The sequence below is a fragment of the Pseudomonas sp. NMS19W genome (genome assembly GCF_051554255.1).
In the GTDB taxonomy this organism is placed as follows: domain Bacteria; phylum Pseudomonadota; class Gammaproteobacteria; order Pseudomonadales; family Pseudomonadaceae; genus Aquipseudomonas; species Aquipseudomonas kribbensis.
On record NZ_CP136718.1, the window covers coordinates 1,795,970 to 1,816,158 of the forward strand.

18 protein-coding genes, 1 tRNA gene and 1 pseudogene are annotated in these 20,189 nt (G+C 59.5%); 15 read left to right on the top strand and 5 right to left on the bottom strand.

Translation table 11 applies throughout. The features are described 5' to 3' along the window. Positions 1 to 55: 55 nt before the first annotated feature. The gene (locus R1A29_RS08250) at positions 56 to 334 is read right to left on the bottom strand and encodes a DUF3509 domain-containing protein (protein WP_085710651.1); all 279 of its coding nucleotides are present in this window, start codon (positions 332 to 334) and stop codon (positions 56 to 58) included. Positions 335 to 722: 388 nt separating this feature from the next. On the opposite strand from R1A29_RS08250, the gene R1A29_RS08255 reads away from it, so the two are divergent. From R1A29_RS08255 to R1A29_RS08300, 10 genes are all read left to right on the top strand, one after another. Next, positions 723 to 2,561, top strand: a complete 1,839-nt coding sequence (locus R1A29_RS08255) for a long-chain-acyl-CoA synthetase (protein ID WP_438301128.1) — start codon at positions 723 to 725, stop codon at positions 2,559 to 2,561. A 96-nt stretch (positions 2,562 to 2,657) separates the two neighbouring features. Further along, the gene (locus tag R1A29_RS08260; RefSeq protein ID WP_085710653.1) at positions 2,658 to 3,176 is read left to right on the top strand and encodes an ankyrin repeat domain-containing protein; all 519 of its coding nucleotides are present in this window, start codon (positions 2,658 to 2,660) and stop codon (positions 3,174 to 3,176) included. A gap of 91 nt (positions 3,177 to 3,267) precedes the next feature. After that, positions 3,268 to 3,798 (top strand): hypothetical protein, encoded by a 531-nt coding sequence (locus tag R1A29_RS08265; protein WP_085732360.1) that lies wholly within the window; start codon positions 3,268 to 3,270, stop codon positions 3,796 to 3,798. Positions 3,799 to 3,869: 71 nt separating this feature from the next. Beyond that, positions 3,870 to 4,061, top strand: a complete 192-nt coding sequence (locus tag R1A29_RS08270) for a PLDc N-terminal domain-containing protein (protein ID WP_003223221.1) — start codon at positions 3,870 to 3,872, stop codon at positions 4,059 to 4,061. Between the two features lie 135 nt (positions 4,062 to 4,196). Next, complete coding sequence (gene speE / locus R1A29_RS08275) at positions 4,197 to 5,072, top strand: polyamine aminopropyltransferase (protein ID WP_438301129.1); 876 nt, start codon at positions 4,197 to 4,199, stop codon at positions 5,070 to 5,072. A gap of 154 nt (positions 5,073 to 5,226) precedes the next feature. Then, positions 5,227 to 5,460: a hypothetical protein gene (locus R1A29_RS08280; protein WP_085710655.1), complete on the top strand. Its 234-nt coding sequence runs from the start codon at positions 5,227 to 5,229 to the stop codon at positions 5,458 to 5,460. Positions 5,461 to 5,670: 210 nt separating this feature from the next. Further along, entirely contained in the window at positions 5,671 to 6,018 is a 348-nt protein-coding gene (locus tag R1A29_RS08285) for a ribonuclease E inhibitor RraB (protein ID WP_438301130.1), read from the top strand. Positions 6,019 to 6,493: 475 nt separating this feature from the next. Continuing rightward, complete coding sequence (locus tag R1A29_RS08290) at positions 6,494 to 7,903, top strand: circularly permuted type 2 ATP-grasp protein (protein ID WP_085690507.1); 1,410 nt, start codon at positions 6,494 to 6,496, stop codon at positions 7,901 to 7,903. A gap of 12 nt (positions 7,904 to 7,915) precedes the next feature. Then, positions 7,916 to 8,866, top strand: a complete 951-nt coding sequence (locus tag R1A29_RS08295) for an alpha-E domain-containing protein (RefSeq protein ID WP_085710656.1) — start codon at positions 7,916 to 7,918, stop codon at positions 8,864 to 8,866. After that, entirely contained in the window at positions 8,863 to 9,672 is an 810-nt protein-coding gene (locus R1A29_RS08300; protein ID WP_085705298.1) for a transglutaminase family protein, read from the top strand. The genes R1A29_RS08295 and R1A29_RS08300 overlap by 4 nt, the downstream gene beginning before the upstream one ends. A gap of 14 nt (positions 9,673 to 9,686) precedes the next feature. Here the strand turns inward: R1A29_RS08300 and R1A29_RS08305 are convergent, their stop codons facing one another. Next, positions 9,687 to 10,514 carry a c-type cytochrome gene (locus tag R1A29_RS08305; RefSeq protein WP_438302020.1) on the bottom strand — a complete coding sequence of 276 codons (828 nt, stop codon included), beginning with the start codon at positions 10,512 to 10,514 and terminating at the stop codon, positions 9,687 to 9,689. Between the two features lie 583 nt (positions 10,515 to 11,097). Here R1A29_RS08305 and R1A29_RS08310 point away from each other — a divergent pair. The 3 genes and pseudogenes from R1A29_RS08310 (at position 11,098) to R1A29_RS08320 (ending at position 15,282) form a co-directional block, all read left to right on the top strand. After that, positions 11,098 to 12,302 (top strand): annotated as a pseudogene (locus tag R1A29_RS08310) (acetyl-CoA C-acetyltransferase). A 17-nt stretch (positions 12,303 to 12,319) separates the two neighbouring features. Then, complete coding sequence (locus R1A29_RS08315; RefSeq protein WP_438301131.1) at positions 12,320 to 14,464, top strand: 3-hydroxyacyl-CoA dehydrogenase NAD-binding domain-containing protein; 2,145 nt, start codon at positions 12,320 to 12,322, stop codon at positions 14,462 to 14,464. A gap of 95 nt (positions 14,465 to 14,559) precedes the next feature. Beyond that, the gene (locus tag R1A29_RS08320) at positions 14,560 to 15,282 is read left to right on the top strand and encodes an amidotransferase (RefSeq protein WP_423205202.1); all 723 of its coding nucleotides are present in this window, start codon (positions 14,560 to 14,562) and stop codon (positions 15,280 to 15,282) included. Positions 15,283 to 15,321: 39 nt separating this feature from the next. Here R1A29_RS08320 and R1A29_RS08325 read toward each other — a convergent pair whose 3' ends face one another. The 3 genes from R1A29_RS08325 to R1A29_RS08335 form a co-directional block, all read right to left on the bottom strand. After that, the gene (locus R1A29_RS08325) at positions 15,322 to 16,293 is read right to left on the bottom strand and encodes a magnesium and cobalt transport protein CorA (protein ID WP_119428428.1); all 972 of its coding nucleotides are present in this window, start codon (positions 16,291 to 16,293) and stop codon (positions 15,322 to 15,324) included. Positions 16,294 to 16,428: 135 nt separating this feature from the next. Then, positions 16,429 to 17,151: a 1-acylglycerol-3-phosphate O-acyltransferase gene (locus R1A29_RS08330; protein ID WP_085710663.1), complete on the bottom strand. Its 723-nt coding sequence runs from the start codon at positions 17,149 to 17,151 to the stop codon at positions 16,429 to 16,431. Positions 17,152 to 17,364: 213 nt separating this feature from the next. Beyond that, a complete protein-coding gene (locus tag R1A29_RS08335) occupies positions 17,365 to 18,054 on the bottom strand; it encodes a crotonase/enoyl-CoA hydratase family protein (protein WP_438301132.1) in 690 nt (229 codons plus the stop codon). Positions 18,055 to 18,361: 307 nt separating this feature from the next. Here R1A29_RS08335 and R1A29_RS08340 point away from each other — a divergent pair. Continuing rightward, positions 18,362 to 18,451, top strand: a tRNA-Ser gene (locus tag R1A29_RS08340). Positions 18,452 to 18,684: 233 nt separating this feature from the next. Then, positions 18,685 to 20,148, top strand: a complete 1,464-nt coding sequence (locus R1A29_RS08345; protein ID WP_438301133.1) for a hypothetical protein — start codon at positions 18,685 to 18,687, stop codon at positions 20,146 to 20,148. The last annotated feature ends 41 nt before the right edge of the window (positions 20,149 to 20,189 follow it).

Sequence of the window (20,189 nt, forward strand, 5' to 3'; positions counted from 1 at the left end):
AAAACAGGCCGTGAAGCGAAAGCTCCACGGCCTGTTTGTTTATGGGGTGTTCGTATTACATCGAGTGATAGGTCGGCAGGGCAAAACGCTGCTGACTTTGCAGCATACCGATCTGCGGCAGCTCGCTGGCCTGTTCCGCCAGGTCACGGCGAATCGCGCTGATCGCCCACGACAGTTGGTCGCCGGCATGCAGTTGCTGATAGGTGAGGGCACGTTTGAACACTTTGCCGTCGGCGCTCTTCAGCGTCAGCAGGATCCCGCCATCGGGACGCGGTTGGGTGGTGACTGCGAAGTTGGAGAACAGGGAGGTAAATTTTTCTTGGATCAGGCTCATGTCTTTCAGCTCCGTATGCACTTGAATGGCAAGCATGCGGAGGAGGTTGCAGCGATTGTGCCAGTATTTTGTTTTTATAAAATCATTATAAATCAACAACTTATAAAATATGCAAATTCGGATCGTCGTGCATTCTGCATGAATGGCCATCGTGCATCCTGCATTTTGCGGGATCGCTGTCGATCCGATGGAACCATTCCCTGCTGCCGCAATCACGTTTCGCCTTGTAGCGCTGGCGGATACAAAACATTGCAAAAACCGCGTGTACAGCCCGAGAAGCCCTGACGTATTTTCGGCCTCGACCCTCGCTCGAGAAGCGCCGGTTGCCTCACCCGATTGCCCGACAATAAAAATCCGGCCTGCACGTCAAGGTCGAACGGGAGCTGCCATGAGTCACGCGCCTAGCGACACGATTACCTGGGGCATGATGCTCCGCAAACTGCCGATGATCGCCAAAGCCATCCCTCGGGTGGTGAAAGGCATGAAGGTGGCCAACGTCAAGGATCCGACCCAAACCTGTGGCCTGGGCTGGACATTCGAGCAAGCGACCCTGCGCAATCCGGATGGCCCCGCGCTGCTGTCGGGCGAGGTGGTGCTGAGTTATTCGCAGGTCAACCAGTGGGCCAACCGCATCGCCCACTATCTGATCGGGCAGGGCATCGGCAAAGGCGATGTGGTGGCGGTGTTCATCGAGAACCGTCCGGAACTGCTGGTGACGATTCTGGCGCTGGCCAAGGTCGGCGCCGTCAGCGCTCTGCTCAATACCTCACAGACCCGCGACACGCTGATCCACAGCATCAATCTGGTGGCGCCGGTGGCAATTGTCGTCGGCGAGGAATTGCAGCCAGCGTTCGCAGCGGTGCGCGAACAGGTGACGATCCCGGCAGCGCGCGCCTGGTTCGTCGCCGATCAGGACACGTTCAGCCATCCGGGCATTGCGCCGGAGGGTTACACCAATCTGATCAGCGCCAGTGCCGATGCATCGGGCGACAACCCGGCCAGCAGCCGGCAGATCTTCTTCGATGACCCGTGCTTCTACATCTACACCTCCGGCACCACCGGTTTGCCCAAGGCCGGGGTGTTCAAGCACGGACGCTGGATGCGCAGCTCGGCGAGCTTCGGCATGATCGCCCTCGACATGCGCCCGGACGACATCGTCTATTGCACCTTGCCGCTGTATCACGCTACCGGGCTTTGCGTGTGCTGGGGCTCGGCGGTCAATGGCGCGTCGGGATTCGCGATTCGCCGCAAGTTCAGCGCCCGGCAGTTCTGGAGCGACGTGCGCCGCTACCGCGCCACCACCATCGGCTACGTCGGCGAGTTGTGCCGTTATCTGGTGGATCAGCCGGTCAGCAGCGATGACAGCCGCCATGATGTGCGCAAGATGATCGGCAACGGTTTGCGGCCCGGTGCCTGGGCCGAGTTCAAGACCCGGTTCGCGGTGGATCACATCTGCGAACTGTACGCGGCCAGCGACGGCAACATCGGCTTCACCAACATCCTCAATTTCGACAACACCATCGGCTTCTCGCTGATGGCCTGGGAACTGGTCGCCTACGACCAGGACAGCGGCGAGCCGATTCGCGGTGACGACGGCTTCATGCGCAAGGTCGGCCGGGGCGAGCGGGGCCTGCTGCTGGCGCGAATCGACGACAAGGCGCCGCTGGATGGCTATACCGACCCGCAGAAAACCGCGAAAGTCGTGCTGCAAGACGTGTTCACCAAGGGCGACCGTTTCTTTAATACCGGTGATCTGCTGCGCAACATCGGTTTCGGCCATGCGCAGTTTGTCGATCGGCTCGGCGACACCTACCGCTGGAAGGGCGAGAACGTCTCGACCACCGAGGTCGAGAACCTGCTGCTTCAGCATCCGCACATTTCCGAAGCCGTGGCCTATGGCGTGGAAATCCCCAACACCAACGGTCGCGCCGGCATGGCGGCGATCACCCCGGCCGAATCTCTGGCGACCCTGGATTTCACCGAGTTGCTGGCCTTCGCCCGTCAGCGCATGCCGGCCTATGCGGTGCCGTTGTTCTTGCGGGTCAAAGTGAAAATGGAAACTACTGGCACCTTCAAATACCAGAAGACGCGCCTGAAAAACGAAGGCTTCGACCCCGGCCAGACCGGCGACGACCCGATCTATGCCTGGTTGCCGGGAACCGAAACCTACGTGCAGGTCACGGATGAAATCCTTGCGGACATCCAGGCAGGCAAGTTCCGTTATTGATATTGGCTATCGGCTGCCTTGGAAAAAAGGGGTGACAGCTATCGCCGCGCTCGGGAAACTAGCGGCTTTCCGATTGACCGAAAGTGGAGTTGCCCCATGTCCGACCAAAGCCGCCAGATGACCCCCGAAGAAGCTGCCGAATTCACCGAGCAGGTATTCAACAAGGCGCGCGAAGGTGATGCGGTGATGCTGGACCGCCTGATCACCGCCGGTCTGCCGGTGAACCTGACCAACAGCAAGGGCGACACCCTGCTGATGCTCGCCAGTTACTACGGGCATGTGGACGCGGTGCAGGTTCTGCTCAAGCACAAGGCCGACCCGGAGCAACGCAATGGCAACGGCCAGAGCCCTATTGCCGGCGCGGCGTTCAAGGGTGACCTGGCGGTGGTCAAGGCGTTGGTGGCCGGTGGCGCGCAGATTGAAGGCGCATCCTTCGATGGCCGCACGGCGCTGATGATGGCGGCGATGTTCAACCGCGTTGAAATCGTCGAGTTCCTGATCGACCAGGGCGCCGACCCGAAAGCCAAGGACGCCAACGGCGTCACCGCGCTGGACGCGGCTCGCACCATGGGCGCTGTGGACACCACCGCGCAGCTGGAAAAACTGCTGGGCTGACACCGTCGGTCCGCAGCCGGCTCTGTGGGGAGGGCGAGAATGCGCTATCCTTCGCGCCCTCGAAATTCCCCAAGCCACAGGACCTGCCCCCATGAAAGCCGCACTCGCCGAACTCATCAGCAAAATCAGCTCCGGCTGCATGGGCGAAGACGAGATTCAGAAGGTCGCCGACGAGGCCGCACAGGCCTACGCCGATGCCGACGCTTTTCTGACCGCAAATCCGGACATCAACTACGACGACACCTTCCCGATTCCGCTGGGCGAGTGGGTGGTGGTCGGCAGTCTGCCGGAGACCGTGCTGTTCCAGGCCGACACCTATGTCGACCTGTTCGCGCAGATCGTGGCGTCGTTCGGCCCGGGCGTGGAGTTCAACCTCAAGCCCAAGCAACTGGCCAAGACCGAAGCGCTGACCGCGCTCAACCGCATCCAGGTGCAGATGAGCAGCCTGAACAAGGAAAACGGCGGTTACACACTGATGAACTTCAGCCAGTTGCTCGACGACGAGCTGCAAATGGTGCTGGTCTACGGCAACGACGTGCCGCGCGTGCTGGAACTGTGCGCCGAAGTCGGCATCGCCGCCGCGCCGTCGCTGGAAGCCTTGAAGGTCGCCGTTCACGTCTGAATGCAATAAAAGGGAACCCTGCGCGCGACCGTCTATCCTAAAAGTGCATGCCACTATTCTGGAGCGACACCATGGGTTCCACGTTCAACGGCCTGATCGGCCTGATCATTCTTGCCCTCGACATCTGGGCGATCATCAACGTGCTGAAAAGCGGCGCCGAGACCGGGATGAAAATCCTCTGGGTGCTGTTGATCATCCTCCTGCCGGTGCTGGGCCTGATCATCTGGGCGATCGCCGGGCCGCGGGGCAATGTGCGGATCTGACCGTTCGCACCATGGATTGCGCGGGGCCGATGAACTGAGGTTCGACCTGTCATCTTCGGCAACGTAGAATGCGCGCCTTTCCCGGGCAATCGAACCTGACGATTGGCGCCCGCGCATTCATCGGAGCACTTCACCATGACCGTCACCAAGACCAGCGAATACCTGGAAACCCTCTACGAAGGCTACGGCCAGCGTTTTCGCATGGAAAAACTGCTGCACGAAGTGCGCACCGAGCACCAGCACCTGGTGATCTTCCAGAACCCGCGCATGGGCCGGGTGATGGCGCTGGACGGCGTGATCCAGACCACCGAAGCCGATGAATTCATCTACCACGAAATGCTCACCCACGTGCCGATCCTCGCCCACGGCACTGCCAAGCGCGTACTGATCATCGGCGGCGGTGACGGTGGCATGCTGCGTGAAGTGACCAAGCACGCCAGCGTCGAGCACATCACCATGGTCGAGATCGACGGCACCGTGGTCGACATGTGCAAGGAATTCCTGCCGAACCACTCCAAGGGCGCCTACGACGATCCACGCCTGAACCTGGTGATCGACGACGGCATGCGTTTCGTCGCCACCACCACTGAAAAATTCGACGTGATCATTTCCGACTCCACCGACCCGATCGGCCCGGGCGAAGTGCTGTTCTCGGAAAACTTCTACCAGGCCTGCCACCGCTGCCTGAACGAGGACGGCATCCTCGTGACCCAGAACGGCACGCCGTTCATGCAGATCGACGAAGTGAAGACCACCGCCGGTCGCCTGCGCAGCCTGTTCCCGGACTGGCACTTCTACCAGGCGGCCGTGCCGACCTACATCGGCGGTTCGATGACCTTCGCCTGGGGCTCGACCAATCCGGCCTACCGCAAACTGAGCCGTGAAGTCCTGCAACAGCGCTTCATCGGCAGCGGCATTGTCACCCGTTACTACAACCCGGAAATCCACATCGGCGCCTTCGCTTTGCCGCAATACGTGCTGCAAGCGGTGAACAAGCCAAGCAACGACTGATCACTCAGCCGTCATCACTGCGGGAGCGGGGCGATTCGCTCCCGTAGATGAAAGGTTTTTCATGTTTCATCGATGTAAAGCTTTTGAACGATCAATCCTGACAAAAGTCGAGATAGATGTAAGCCCATTTGCGGGTTTGTTCGAGGAGGCTCCAATGCAAAAGTGGAAAGTCACTTTCGTGGATGATCACGGTGAAATTGTCGATGAAGTCTTCGAGCGTGCGGAATGCCCCAGCGATGATGAGGCCGCACGACTGATCAAGGAACGACTCCTTCCTGTCGCCGCCGCACTGGATCTGAACGATCTGGAAGGGCGCACCTCCGATGCAGGCGCCAAAAGCCTGAAAACCCAGAACAGCATCGAAATCCGCAGCATCACACCCATCTGAAAATCTTCTTGTCAGTAACGCACCAGGCCTTGGCAGCGGCTCTATCTTGGGGCTACTCTGCAAGCGAGATCAGCGAACGGATCGCTAAGGTCTGGTCTTGTCAGCTACATGCTTGTTTCCCGTCGGCAACACGGTTGCCGTAACGCCTGAGCCGTTCGGCCAGGTGCAGGGAATACGGAAAGTCTATCCATCTATGCGAGGGGGACGTTCATGAGCACAGCCTATCAAGAAGACATCAGCAGCAACGTGCTGCGCCGCATGAAAGAAGGCGGTTTCGATTTTTCCCGATTCCATCCCATCGAGTTCTACGCCATTTTCCCGGACGAGGAGCGGGCGCGCAGGGCGGCAGGCAAGTTTCGCGGTGAATCCATCAATGCCCAGGTCAGTGCGCGCGACGACGGCGCGTGGTCCCTGGAATTGAGCAAAGTGATGTACGCAACCAACGACGACATTGGCGATTTCGAACAGGGCTTCTCGGCGGTGGTCGAGCCTCTGGGCGGCATCATCGAAGGCTGGGGCGTGAAGCAGGAGGTGCGCAACCGCCATCGTTTGAACTGATCACCCTCGCAACACGTCGAGCAACGGCTGACCTTCGGGTCGGCCGTTGTCGTTTCTGCGCCTTGAACATTGCACGGCAAAACCCTGAAACAAGAATCCGGCGCAAAAAAAGCCACCAGGAGAGGTGGCTGAAAGGGAAGACCGGAAGGAGAGGAAACCGGTCAGGGTTACGGCCGGGAGGGCTGCCGGGGCAAGCCATGTCAGTTGGGCTGCATGCTTCGTCAGGGACGTTTTGCAGCGGATGTGCGGATTATCCGCAGGCGGCGCCGGGCAGTGAAATCAACTCTGACTATGCTGGTGATAGGCGACAGGACTGCGTCGCAATGAAGCGGGGGCGATCAGGTTGGGGCATTTGCCGCACAGGAATGGTGCGGTGTGTGTGGCGTGAATATCCAACCGATTGAAATCAAAGCGTTTATGCCGATGGCACGGGCCTTGCGAAGGCCTGTAGGTCCGGGGTGACAAGGAGTACGGCATGATCCGCACCTATTTTGATGAAATGTACGATGCCGGCGGCCAGGTCCGCCCGCATTACCGGGAGTTTGCCCGCTGGCTGGCGGAAACGCCTGACGAACTGCTGGCCCAGCGGCGACGCGAGGCCGATCTGCTGTTCCATCGTGCCGGGATCACTTTCACGCTCTACGGGGACGAGCAAGGGACAGAGCGCCTGATTCCCTTCGACACCATTCCGCGCAGCATTCCCGCCAGCGAATGGCGGATCGTCGAGCGCGGCTGCATCCAGCGGGTCAAGGCGCTGAACATGTTCCTCGCCGACCTTTACCACGAGCAGCGCATCATCAAGGCCGGGATCATTCCCGCCGAGCAGGTGCTGGCCAACGAGCAATACCAGTTGGCGATGCAGGGGCTGGATCTGCACCGCGATATCTATTCGCACATCTCCGGCGTCGATCTGGTGCGCGACGGCGACGGCACCTATTACGTGCTCGAGGACAATCTGCGCACGCCCAGCGGCGTGAGCTACATGCTTGAAGACCGCAAGATGATGATGCGCCTGTTCCCCGAGCTGTTCGCGGCCCAGCGCATCGCCCCGATCGACCATTATCCGAACCTGCTGCTCGACACCCTGAAAAGCTCAAGCCCGATCGACGACCCGAGTGTCGTGGTGCTGACACCGGGGCGGTTCAACAGCGCGTTTTTCGAGCATGCGTTTCTGGCCCGGGAAATGGGGGTGGAACTGGTCGAGGGTGCCGACCTGTTCGTACGCGACGACAAAGTCTTCATGCGCACCACCGACGGCCCGAAAGCGGTGGACGTGATCTACCGCCGACTCGACGACGCGTTTCTTGATCCATTGGCGTTCCGCCCGGATTCGATGCTCGGCGTGCCGGGGCTGCTGTCGTCCTATCGCTCCGGCAACGTGGTGCTGGCCAATGCCATCGGCACCGGGGTGGCGGACGACAAGTCGGTGTATCCGTTCGTCACCGAGATGATCCGTTTCTACCTCGATGAAGAGCCGATCCTGAAGAACGTGCCGACCTGGCAATGCCGCAATCCGTCTGAACTTTCCCATGTGCTGGCCAATCTTCCGGATCTGGTGGTCAAGGAAACCCAGGGCTCCGGTGGTTACGGCATGCTCGTGGGGCCGGCAGCGACGACAGCGGAAATCGATGCGTTCCGCGAGCGGATCAAGGCCAAGCCCCACGCGTACATCGCGCAACCGACGCTGTCGCTGTCGACCTGTCCGACCTTTGTCGAAAACGGCATTGCGCCGCGCCATATCGACCTGCGCCCGTTCGTATTGTCCGGCCGCGAAACCCGGGTCGTGCCCGGCGGTTTGACCCGTGTCGCCCTGCGTGAAGGCTCTCTGGTGGTGAATTCATCCCAGGGCGGCGGAACCAAGGACACCTGGGTGGTCGAGGATTGAAGGAAGCCTGCCATGTTAAGTAGAACTGCCTCGGATCTGTACTGGATGTCGCGTTACCTGGAGCGGGCGGAAAACCTCGCCCGCATGCTGGATGTGAGCTATTCGCTGTCGCTGATGCCGCAGGACGGCCGTGGCGACGGTCTGCACGAACTGGCGATGCCGCTGATGATCACCGGCACCCTGGACGATTACCTTGAACGCCACGGCGAGCTGCATGCCGAACGATTGCTGCATTTCTTCGCCCTCGACGCCGCCAACCCGGCGAGCATCTACAGCTGCCTCGGTGCGGCGCGGGCCAGTGCCCATGCGGTGCGCGGGCGGATCACCGCCGACATGTGGGAGAACATCAACGCCACCTGGCTGGAGATCCGCGGCATCGCCAATCAGGGCCTCAGCCGTTATGGCATGAGCCGATTCTGCGAGTGGATCAAGGAGCGTTCGCACCTGTTCCGTGGCGCGTCCTACGGCACCATCATGCGCAATGACGCGTTCCGCTTCATTCGCCTGGGCACGTTTATCGAACGGGCCGACAACACTTTGCGCCTGCTCGACGCCCGCTACGAAATGGCCGGCGACCAGGCGGAAGCGGTCAGCGACGGCACCGCCCACGCCTATTACCAGTGGAGCGCCTTGTTGCGGGCCTTGTCCTCGTTCGAGGCCTACACCGAAATTTACCGCGACGCGCCCGGCGCCCGGCACGTCGCCGAGTTGCTGCTGTTGCGCGCCGACGTGCCGCGTTCGCTGCGGGCCTGCACCGAAGAGATCGATCAGATCCTGGCGCAACTGCCGGGGGCCAACGGTCGACCGGCGCAACGGCTGGCGGCGGAAATGGACGCACGCCTGCGCTACACCGGCATTCAAGAAATCCTCGAGGAAGGGCTGCACGCCTGGCTCACCGAGTTCATCCCGCTGGTGCGCCAGTTGGGCAACGCCATTCACAGTTCCTACCTGGAGGCCGCATGAGACTTTCCATCAGCCACGAGACCACCTATCACTACGAAGATCAGGTGCGGGCGAGCATCCAGTACCTGCGCCTGACACCCCACGACAGCGAGCGTCAGCACGTGCTGAGCTGGCAGCTCGACCTGCCGCGCCCGGTGCGGGCCCAGCTCGACCCGTTCGGTAACATCCTGCATGTGCTGACCATGGACGAGCCCCACGAAGCGATCATCATCGGCGCCCGTGGTCAGGTCGATATCGACGAATTGCGCGAAGCGGAGCATGAAAGCCAGTCGGCGCTGCCGTTCCTGCGTTTTACCCGGCTGACCGAGGCTGACGAGGCGCTGCGGGCGTTTGCCGAAAAGTCCTGCAAACAACGACGGGACCGCAACGCATTGATTGACCTGATGCACGGTTTAAACCAGCACATGACTTACACGCCGGGATCTACCGAAGTCGACACCAGCGCCGCCGAGGCATTCGCCGGGCGGGCGGGTGTTTGCCAGGACCACGCCCACGCGTTTCTGGCCTGCGCGCGCAGTCTCGGGGTGCCGTCGCGCTATGTGTCGGGTTATCTGTACAGCGAGGATTGCGAGCATCTGGCCAGTCATGCCTGGGCCGAAGCCTGGATCGATGACGCCTGGTACAGCTTCGACGTGACCAATGAGCTGGCGCGGCCGGAGCGGCACCTGAAACTGGCGGTGGGACTGGATTACCTCGACGCCTGCCCGGTGCGGGGCATGCGCCGGGGCGGCGGGTCAGAGCAGATGCATGCGAAGGTGCTGGTGTCGCCGACACCAGCACCAGTCATCTCGGTGCAGCAGCAATAAACGATGGAGTCGGTTTACTTGGCGGGCGCAACCTTGCGCCCGGCCATGTGCTGCAAATATCCGATCAGCTTCTGCAGATCCGCGTCCGGCAAAACTTCGGCGGAGAATCCCGGCATCTTCGCCTGCGGCCACAGACGCAAGCTCTGCGGATCGCGGATATAGCGCTTGAGGAAGTCCGCGCCGAAATACTCGGTCGGGTTGTACGGAATATTAAGGTCCGGCCCGAACTGCGCATCCCCCTCACCATTCAGGCGATGGCAGGCCAGACAGTTCTTCTGGAACAGCGCAAAACCCTGATTCACCGGGTCGTCGGCCTTCAACGCAGGATCCGGCAGCAGGGCAGGGAAGCGCTCGGCCACCGGCGCCATGCGCTTGATGCTGGCAACTTCGAATGGCCATTGTTCCGGGCTGATATTGCCGGCCTGCGGATCGGTCCACACCAGATAGAACGGCCCGGCGCTGTGTTTGCCTTCCGACAGCGGCGGCCATGGGTGGTCCGGGTCTTCAATGGCCAGCCAGGCGCGTGAGCCTTTGTTGTTCAGTAGCGGCGCGGCGGACAGCTCTGCGGCAAAACCGTCCAGCGCTACGGCTTGCAGGTGATCTTCGGGTTTGATGCCGGTCAGCAGTGCGGCAATCGGCACGGCGCGATAAGTCATGTCCTGCTTGTAGGACACATCATTCTTGATCGTGAGGGTTTGCACCTGAGGATGCTTGAGCAATTCCTCGGTCTGCCAGGTGCGGCTGTTCTCGCCCAGCTCCAGGTTCAGCTGTGCGGCAGACAGGGGCAGGCTCAGCAGCATGGCCCCGAACAGAATGAGCGTTTTCAAGTGATCGCCGTCCATGTCGTGGAAGTGCGCAAAGGTTGGCACAGCCACGCTGGCCCGGGTAGCGGGCCAGTCAAATTTTCAGTGGCGATGAGCAATACCTGCCGCTTGAGTCAGCCGATGACCTTGGTCAGGTTCGGCAAAATCAACAACAGCGTCGTGGCGAAAAGAATGAGCCCTGCTTGACGAACTTTCGGTTGTTTGAACATGGCTTGACCGCCTTTTTTGTTATTTCCTGATGCCTGCCTGCATATCCATGACGGCAAGCGCTGCACTTCCTGTTGAAGAACGCCTGCCTCGGCAAAACCCGACGACAACGACGTACATGTTCACCTTAGGGCCCGCGTCACGCTTGGCTTAGATCCATTTCATATGTATTTGCTACCGGTCGCGATTAAAAAGGCATGAGGCCCATTGCCAGCTTCTTTGCCGCCCTTTTGCTAGACAGCTCGGTGACCTGAACCGGTTAACCTGACCGGGAATGACCGTCCGTCTGAGCGTGCACGTCAACGTCATTGAGCGCTGTGGTCATTGAATCCGTGACCGTCCCGGCCAAGAGTGGAGTCACGAATTTCACTCACCGCACAGGTTCGAGAACGCCATGACCCAAGCTTTGATTTTCGACGCATTACGCACGCCCCGTGGCAGAGGCAAGGCTGACGGTTCGCTGCACAGCGTCAAACCGGTGAACCTAGTGGCCGGGTTGCTGACCGCGCTGCAGGCGCGCACGGCGCTGGACACCAGTCAGGTCGATGACGTGGTGCTCGGTTGTGTCACGCCGATTGGCGATCAAGGCTCGGACATCGCCAAGACCGCCGTACAGGTGGCCGATTGGGACGTCAGCGTCGCTGGCGTGCAGATCAACCGCTTCTGCGCCTCGGGGCTGGAAGCGGTGAACCTGGGAGCGATGAAAGTGCGCTCCGGGTTCGAAGAGCTGGTGGTGGTCGGCGGCGTCGAATCCATGTCTCGCGTGCCGATGGGCAGTGACGGCGGCGCCTGGGCGCTGGACCCGCAAACCAACCTGCACAGCCATTTCACCCCTCAAGGCGTCGGCGCCGACCTGATCGCCACCCTTGAAGGCTTCAGCCGTCAGGACGTCGATGCCTACGCGCTGCACTCGCAACAGAAGGCCGCTCGCGCCCGGGCCGACGGCTCGTTCAACAAATCGTTGGTGCCGGTGCAGGACCAGAACGGCATCATCCTGCTTGATCACGATGAGTTCATCCGTGCCGAATCGACTCTCGAAGGACTGGGCAAGCTCAAGCCGAGTTTCGAAATGATCGGCCAGATGGGCTTCGACGCCACGGCGCTGCGGGTCTACAGCCATGTCGAGCGCATCAACCATGTGCACACACCGGGCAACAGTTCGGGAATCGTTGATGGTGCGGCGCTGATGCTGATCGGCTCCGAAGCCAAGGGGCGCGAGTTGGGCCTGCAACCCCGGGCGCGAATCGTTGCCACGGCGGTCACCAGTACCGACCCGACCATCATGCTCACCGGCCCGGCGCCGGCCACCCGCAAGGCACTGGCCAAGGCCGGGCTGCGGGTCGAAGACATCGACCTGTTCGAGGTCAACGAAGCGTTTGCCTCGGTGGTGCTGAAATTCATCAAGGACATGGCCGTCGACCCGGACAAGGTCAACGTCAATGGCGGTTCGATTGCGATGGGCCATCCGCTGGGCGCCACCGGTTGCGCGATTCTCGGCACCTTGCTCGATGAATTGAAGCCCGGCGCCTGCGCTACGGCCTGGCGACGCTGTGCGTCGGCGGCGGCATGGGTATTGCCACCATCATCGAACGCCTCTGACCTCAAGGAAACCTGTCATGACCCAAGCCATTCGTTACGAAAAAGGCCAGGACGGCATCGTCCTCCTGACCATCGACATGCCGGGCCAGAGCGCCAACACCATGAACGCGGTGTACCGCGAGGCCATGGCCGAAAGCGTCGCCCGACTGCAGGCGGAAAAAGATGAGATTGCCGGAGTGATCATCACGTCGGCCAAGAAAACCTTCTTCGCCGGCGGCGACCTGAATGAACTGATCAAGGTCGGTAAGCCCGAAGCCAAGGCCTTCTACGACATGGTGCTGACCCTCAAGGGCCAGTTGCGCACCCTGGAAACCCTCGGCAAACCGGTGGTCGCGGCGATCAACGGCGCGGCGCTCGGCGGCGGCTGGGAAATTTGCCTGGCCTGCCACTATCGCGTGGCGCTGGACGATGCGTCGGTGCAACTCGGCCTGCCGGAAGTGACCCTCGGCCTGTTGCCGGGCGGCGGTGGCGTGGTGCGCATGGTGCGCATGCTCGGCATCGAAAAAGCCCTGCCGTATCTGCTCGAAGGCAAGAAAGTCCGTCCGCAGCAGGCGTTGCAGGCGGGGCTGATCGATGAGCTGGCGGCGGATCGCGAAGAGCTGCTGGCCAGGGCCCGGGCCTGGATCCTGGCCAACCCTGCGGCCGTGCAGCGTTGGGATGTGAAGGGCTATCAGATTCCCGGCGGCACGCCGTCGAACCCGAAAGTCGCGCAGATGCTGGCGATTGCACCGTCGATCCTGCGCACCAAGACTCAGGGCACGTTGCCGGCGCCGGAGAAGATTCTCTGTGCGGCGGTGGAGGGCGCGCAGGTCGATTTCGATACCGCGCACCTGATTGAAACCCGTTACTTCACTGAATTGACCACCGGCCAGATCTCGAAAAACCTGATCGGCACGTTCTGGTTCCAGCTCAATGAAATCAACGCAGGCGGTTCGCGTCCGCAGGGCTTTGCGCCTTATGTGACGAAGCGCGTGGGCGTCCTCGGCGCCGGGATGATGGGCGCGGGAATCGCCTACGTCAGCGCGGTGGCCGGAATCGATGTGGTGCTCAAGGATATCAACCTCGCGGCTGCCGAAAAGGGCAAGGCGCATTCGGCCGCGTTGCTGGACAAGAAAGTCGCTCGCGGGCAGACGACCGCCCAGCAGCGTGAAGCGGTGCTGGCGCGTATCCGGACCACTGAAAGCGACGCCGATCTGGCGGGTTGCGATCTGATCATCGAGGCGGTCTTCGAGGATCGTGAGCTCAAGGCGAAAGTCTCGGCAGCGGCGCAGCAGGTGGTTGGCGATGATGCGGTGATCGCTTCAAACACATCGACCTTGCCAATCACCGGCCTGGCGGCTGCGGTGCCGGATCAGAGCAAGTTCATCGGCCTGCACTTCTTCAGTCCGGTGGAAAAAATGCCGTTGGTAGAAATCATCAAAGGCGCGCAAACCAGCGACGAAACCCTCGCGCGCGGGTTCGATTTCGTACTGCAAATCAAGAAAACCCCGATTGTGGTCAACGACAGCCGTGGCTTTTTTACCTCGCGGGTGTTCGGCACTTTCACCAACGAAGGCATCGCTATGTTGGGTGAGGGTGTCAGCGCGCCGATGATCGAGACCGAAGCGCGCAAGGCCGGCATGCCCATCGGGCCGCTGGCGATCTCTGACGAAGTTTCCCTCAGCCTGATGAGCCATATCCGTCAACAAACGACCAAAGACCTGCAAGCAGAAGGGAAACCGCTGATTGAGCACCCGGCGTTCGCCGTGATTGACTTGCTGCTCAACGAATACAAGCGGCCGGGCAAGGCAGCGGGAGGCGGTTTTTACGAGTACCCGGCGGGCGGCCAGAAACACTTGTGGCCGGAGCTGAAAACCCGTTTCGAGAAAGCCGACGGGCAGATTTCGCCGAAGGATGTGCGTGACCGGTTGCTATTCGTACAAGCCATCGAAACCGTGCGCTGTGTGGAGGAGGGCGTGCTGACGTCGACGGCGGATGCCAACGTCGGCTCGATCTTCGGCATCGGTTTTGCGGCGTGGACGGGCGGCGCATTGCAGTTCATCAATCAATATGGCGTGAAAGACTTTGTCGCGCGGGCGCAGTACCTGGCTGAACAGTACGGCGAGCGTTTCGCACCGCCAGCGCTGCTGTTGCAAAAGGCTGCCAGCGGCGAGCTGTTCTAGCGGGTTGGGGAAGCATTCCGGGGCTTGCCTTGCCGGGTGGTTTCAGGGCAGGCTCTGGGGTGTGCATTATTCCCATCACGTGTCAGGAATTTTTTATGTCGCTACGCATCTGCATTCTGGAAACCGACATCCTGCGTCCGGAACTGGTCGATGAATATCAGGGATACGGGCAGATGTTCCAGCGCCTGTTCTCGCAACAGCCGATTGCCGCCGAGTTCACGGTGTACAACGTGATGCAGGGCGACTATCCGAGTGATGATCTGACCTTCGATGCGTACCTGATCACGGGCAGCAAGGCCGACTCGTTCGGCACCGATCCGTGGATTCAGACCCTCAAGCAATACCTGCTGACCCGTTATGAGCGCGGCGACAAACTGCTCGGCGTGTGCTTCGGCCATCAACTGCTGGCGCTGCTGCTGGGCGGCAAGAGCGAGCGTGCGACCCAGGGCTGGGGCGTCGGTACCCACAACTACAAACTGGCGGCCAAGGCTCCGTGGATGAGTCCGGTGCGTGAAGAGCTGACCTTGCTGATCAGCCACCAGGATCAGGTCACGGCGCTGCCGGAGAACGCCACGGTGATTGCTTCCAGCGATTTCTGCCCGTTCGCCGCGTATCACATCAACGATCAGGTGCTGTGCTTCCAGGGGCATCCGGAATTCATTCACGATTATTCGCGGGCGCTGCTGGATCTGCGTCAGGAAGCGCTGGGCGAGCAGATCTACAGTAAGGGAGTGGCCAGTCTTGAGAGCGATCACCACGGCACCACGGTGGCGGAATGGATGATGCGTTTCGTGGCGCACAAGCCAAACGCGGCTTGAACCCGAAAGCCCCCGTGTCCTGCACGGGGGCTTTTTTCCTTACAGCCAGCCCGATTTCTTGAAGCTCGCCCACAGCCCCACGCAACCCACGGTGATAAAGCCCAGCACGGCGAAATAGCCGTAATGCCAGCTCAGCTCCGGCATGTTCTGGAAGTTCATCCCGTAGATCCCGGCGACCGCCGTCGGGAACGCCAGAATCGCCGCCCATGCCGCGAACTTGCGCTGCACCACGCTTTGCCGTGACGCCTCCAGCAGTACACCGATCTCGATGGTCTGGCTCGCAATGTCGGCCAGGGTGGTCAGGTCTTCCATCTGCCGTGTGACATGGATCTGCACATCGCGGAAGTAAGGACGCATGTTCTTGTCGATGAAGGGGAAGCTCAGCTTCTGCAACTCTTCGCCGATTTCCACCATCGGCGCCGCGTACCGACGCAAGCGCAATACATCGCGGCGCAGGCCATGAAGCTTCTGGATGTCGTGCTCATTCAGCGCGCTGCACAACACGTTGCGCTCCAGTTCATCGATCTCGGCGTGGATCGCTTCACCCACCGGCTGATAGTTTTCGATGACGAAATCCAGCAGCGCATACAGTACGAAATCTTCCCCGTGTTCCAGTAACAGTGGCCGCGCCTCACAGCGTTGACGGACATGAGCGTAGGACGCCGAATGGCCATTTCGGGCGGTGATGATGTAGCCCTTGCCGGCGAAGATATGAGTTTCGATGAACTGCAGGATGCCGTGTTCGCGCACGGGGGAGTAGGTGACGATGAACAGCGCGTCGCCGAAGGTTTCCAGTTTCGGACGGCTGTGTTTTTCCAGGGCATCCTCGATGGCCAGTTCGTGCAGATTGAACTGGCGTTGCAGGTTGGACAGCTCCTGGGCATTCGGCTCTTCAAGGCCGATCCAGACGAAGTGCCCGGTCTTGGCGGCCCAGGCGGCGCCTTCATCGAGGGAAATATTGGTGACTTTCTTACCGGCGCTGTAAACCGCAGCAGCAACAACTCGACCCATGGTGGTGGTTCACTTCTTCTTGGCAGATGGCAGGGGAGGCATGGCTTCAGCTTAGCCGTGTCGCTGCTTGAGAGTCAGTGAAATCTGCACAGTTCACCGGGCAAAAGAAAACCCGCACAGAGCGGGTTTCTTTTTTCACGCAGCCTGAAGCTGTCGATCCATCGCATCGATGCATTCACGCATCTGTTCGCGGCACTGGCTGATGAGCATGGGCATGTCGTCCATGGTCAGGCCGGCGGTAGGAATCGCCGGCAGCGAGCGTATGAGAATTTTCCCGCTGCGCCAGCGGTTCAGACGCATGTGCTTGATGTAGCTGCTGACACACACTGGAACGATCGGCACACCGGCGGCAATGGCCATCTGGAACGCACCTTTCTTGAACGGCAGCAGTTCTTCACCCAGGTTGCGCGTGCCTTCCGGGAACACCCAGATCGAGGTGTCCTTGTGCTGCAAGGTGTCGGTGGTTGTCAGCATCGACTGACGCGCCTTGTGCGCATTCCCACGATCGATCAACACATTTCCCGCCAGCCAGAACAACTGGCCAAACAGCGGCACCCATTTCAGGCTCTTTTTGCCAATGCACACGGTCCGTCGCGGCACTACGTTGCCGAACACGAACAGGTCATAGTTGGACTGATGGTTGGCGATGATCACGCAGCTGTCAGGCTTGTTCATCAACTGACCGACATCGGCCTTCACTCGCAGGCGCAGAATGCACATGGCCGGCAGGGCATAGAGACGGGCGCACAGACGACTGTTGTCCGGATTGAATGGCCGGCACAGCCCGAGAATCACCCCGAGCACACCCGCCAGCATAAAGTGCAGGCCCATCAATAACATACGAAACACGAACAGCATTTTCAGGCCCACCGGGACAAAAGGTGGCGCAGTGTACGGATGTGCACTGTTTTCGGCAATTGCCGCTATAGAGTCCGGAGATGGGCGATGTTTAAGCGCATGTTTCCGACTTGTCGGTCAGAGGCGTCCTAGAGCTGCCGAAGAGATTTAAACCTTGCGCGTAAGAAAAAGCCCGACACGACGGTCGGGCTTTTCTTTAAAGGAGCGAAGGGGTCAGCCCAGGTGTTCCTGATCCTGAATGATCGCGTTATCCAGGGTTTCCAGCAGCGCCTTGCGCACTTTGAGCTTGGTGTTCTTGTGCGCGGTCATGTTGATCTTCTTCAACTGACGTGCGGCGGCGAGGGCGGCACCTTGCAGCTCTTCGGCCGGAACCACCTTGTCGAGGAAACCGGCATCCACAGCACTTTGCGGATCGAACATCTCGCCGTTGATCACCGAACGGTGGAAGGCCGAGCGGCGCAGGCGATCACGGGCCAGCTCAATGCCGGCGTGGTGCATGGTCATGCCGATCTGCACTTCGTTCAGACCAATGCTGAACGGACCGTCGACACCGATCCGGTAATCGGCGGACAACAGAATGAACGCGCCTTTGGCCACGGCATGACCCGGGCAGGCAACGATCACCGGGAACGGGTGCGACAGCAGGCGACGGGCCAGGGTAGAGCCGGCAGTCACCAGCGACACAGCTTCTTTAGGGCCGGCAGTCATCACTTTCAAATCGTAGCCGCCGGAGAGAATGCCCGGTTGGCCGGTAATGATCACGATTGCACGATCCGCCACCGCCTGATCCAACGCCGCGTTGAAGGCCGCGATCACGTCCGGGGAAATGGCGTTGACCTTGCCGTTGCTCAGGGTCAGAGTCGCGATACCGTCTTCGAGGTGGTAGGCAATCAGGTCGCTCATGGCGCAATTCCTTATAAGAAAGATGGGCAGACGTTACCCACCGTCGCCGGTCAGGTAAAGCACGGTGACTGACCCGCCGGTCACCCTTGAGCGGCTGATGCGCCGCAACGTGCCCCACGGCATGCGCCAGCGCGCCTATATAGAAGGGCCGCGCCCACCCAAGATTGGCCGGATCGCCATGGCCTATCGATGGCGGAAACGACTTTTTCTCTTAACCGCATGAAAATTCTGAAAAAAAGTTTGCCATCCGAAAAGCTTTCGACTACATTAGCGCGCCTCGACAGACAGAACATGTTTGAAGAGATACGGTGAAGTGTCCGAGTGGCTTAAGGAGCACGCCTGGAAAGTGTGTATACAGGAAACTGTATCGAGAGTTCGAATCTCTCCTTCACCGCCAAATTCGATATCGAAAACCCCTGATTTTTAAAAGAAATCAGGGGTTTTTTTTCGCCTGCACGTCATGAAATCAAATTCTTGGCCGATGCATATCACGCAGCGTGACGAGGTGCGCATTTCGTTTCGTCGGCGTTTATTGAGTTTTTTTTAACTGAACAGTTAAAATTGTTGCGCGGTGGCTCCTTTCTCCTGAGGATATTTCTGAGCCAGGTAAGTAGCTCGAGGTGTAACAAGTTGGATACATTGTTTGCAGTTGTCGCTACAACCGGATATTTGCTTCTTGTTGATCTACATTCCAGGAAAGTGACTCCCATTGAGAACAATCGTCCTGAGTATTATGGCGTGTCCTGGTTTCCGGAGGATAAAGACTTTGTTTTATCGCATTCAGGTCTGGATAATCTGAAACTTGTCGATATTCAAACTTATGCCAACTCTGAAGTTGGTTTTCTTTCCCGCGGTTCCTTTCATTCAGAACCCTTCCTGTCTCAGCCACATCAGATTATTTGCGCTTCCGACGGGCGTATTATTTGTACTAATACCGGGAGAAACTCGATCTCGGTTATAGACTTGGAAAAACCCGGACATTTTCAGGAAAAGCGCCTGTCCGATGTGCGCTGGGATCGTCTGTCATTGCAGGAGATCACGGGTGATCACCTCAATTCCGTGTTCGAGAAAGACGGCCTTCTCTATGTCATCGCCCATGGTCACCATAATGGTTCTCTGCTCGCCGTTCTGACTTATCCTGATCTGGAACTGATCAGTCTTGACCCGATCGATCAGCGTACGGGGCTGCATAACATATGGGTCTCGGATGAAAAGCAAAAAATCGCCTGCCACAGTTCCATCGGTTCTCTGGTCGATCTGAATACCAATGATGTCATCTGGCACGCCGGTAGCTCGATATATGCCCGAGGACTGGCGGTGTCGTCCGATGTGATGCTGGTGGGCGAAAGTCAGATCACAGGACGCGAGTCCCGGCGCAGTTCGATGAGCGGGCTGTGGGTGTTGGAGCGAGGTACCTACAAACCGTTGGACTACCTTTGTCTCGGTCCTTACGGGGCGGTAAATGAGGTCAGATTGTTGAATGTCCCGGACTTCGCACACCATGGGCAGGTGTTTGCCGGCATTCCTCAACTGCTTGAAAAAGATCTGTTTCGGCGCAACGCCGAAGAGCGCCTGGCGAGTTTTCACAGCAGTTATAAAAATCAACAGGCCTGGGTCGGCTGGGAGCTTGTTTTCGGTGCTCACAAACAATTGGCAACAGGCGAAAAAGTGGCAGCACCTGACAGCTTGTGCCTGTTGAAACAGCGTGAAATTTCAGATGGTCCTGAGCGCTGTATGTCCTTCGGTTATGCGATTGATCCCGCTTTGCCGGACTCTCATGTCGCTGCTGTCCTTTATAAAGGCACCGGTGACGACACCGATATGAATGCCCTTGTAATCCAACCTCATAAAGCCGGCAGCGCCAGATTGGTGATGTGGACGCATGACGGGACTCAATGGGCTCCGGAGGCGGGCGTCACGGTGACGGGTCTACCGTTCTGCGGAGACTTGAACGTTGTGGTGAGTGAACGTGGTCTTGAAATTTATTTGAACAAGGAATTGTTGATCAGTTTGGGGCCGGACAGGTTGGCTCACCTGGATGGTTCTCTGGGCGTACGCTGGATTGGTTCTACAATCAGTCGTTCTTCTGAATAACAACAATCTTGAGATTGAACTCAGACTCTGCTCGAGATGAG

Bases quoted from the DNA above. Each gene is read 5' to 3' on its own strand.
- R1A29_RS08250 (WP_085710651.1), bottom strand. From the start codon at position 334: ATGAGCCTGATCCAAGAAAAATTTACCTCCCTGTTCTCCAACTTCGCA.
- R1A29_RS08255 (WP_438301128.1), top strand. From the start codon at position 723: ATGAGTCACGCGCCTAGCGACACGATTACCTGGGGCATGATGCTCCGC.
- R1A29_RS08260 (WP_085710653.1), top strand. From the start codon at position 2,658: ATGTCCGACCAAAGCCGCCAGATGACCCCCGAAGAAGCTGCCGAATTC.
- R1A29_RS08265 (WP_085732360.1), top strand. From the start codon at position 3,268: ATGAAAGCCGCACTCGCCGAACTCATCAGCAAAATCAGCTCCGGCTGC.
- R1A29_RS08270 (WP_003223221.1), top strand. From the start codon at position 3,870: ATGGGTTCCACGTTCAACGGCCTGATCGGCCTGATCATTCTTGCCCTC.
- speE (WP_438301129.1), top strand. From the start codon at position 4,197: ATGACCGTCACCAAGACCAGCGAATACCTGGAAACCCTCTACGAAGGC.
- R1A29_RS08280 (WP_085710655.1), top strand. From the start codon at position 5,227: ATGCAAAAGTGGAAAGTCACTTTCGTGGATGATCACGGTGAAATTGTC.
- R1A29_RS08285 (WP_438301130.1), top strand. From the start codon at position 5,671: ATGAGCACAGCCTATCAAGAAGACATCAGCAGCAACGTGCTGCGCCGC.
- R1A29_RS08290 (WP_085690507.1), top strand. From the start codon at position 6,494: ATGATCCGCACCTATTTTGATGAAATGTACGATGCCGGCGGCCAGGTC.
- R1A29_RS08295 (WP_085710656.1), top strand. From the start codon at position 7,916: ATGTTAAGTAGAACTGCCTCGGATCTGTACTGGATGTCGCGTTACCTG.
- R1A29_RS08300 (WP_085705298.1), top strand. From the start codon at position 8,863: ATGAGACTTTCCATCAGCCACGAGACCACCTATCACTACGAAGATCAG.
- R1A29_RS08305 (WP_438302020.1), bottom strand. From the start codon at position 10,514: ATGGACGGCGATCACTTGAAAACGCTCATTCTGTTCGGGGCCATGCTG.
- R1A29_RS08315 (WP_438301131.1), top strand. From the start codon at position 12,320: ATGACCCAAGCCATTCGTTACGAAAAAGGCCAGGACGGCATCGTCCTC.
- R1A29_RS08320 (WP_423205202.1), top strand. From the start codon at position 14,560: ATGTCGCTACGCATCTGCATTCTGGAAACCGACATCCTGCGTCCGGAA.
- R1A29_RS08325 (WP_119428428.1), bottom strand. From the start codon at position 16,293: ATGGGTCGAGTTGTTGCTGCTGCGGTTTACAGCGCCGGTAAGAAAGTC.
- R1A29_RS08330 (WP_085710663.1), bottom strand. From the start codon at position 17,151: ATGCTGTTCGTGTTTCGTATGTTATTGATGGGCCTGCACTTTATGCTG.
- R1A29_RS08335 (WP_438301132.1), bottom strand. From the start codon at position 18,054: ATGAGCGACCTGATTGCCTACCACCTCGAAGACGGTATCGCGACTCTG.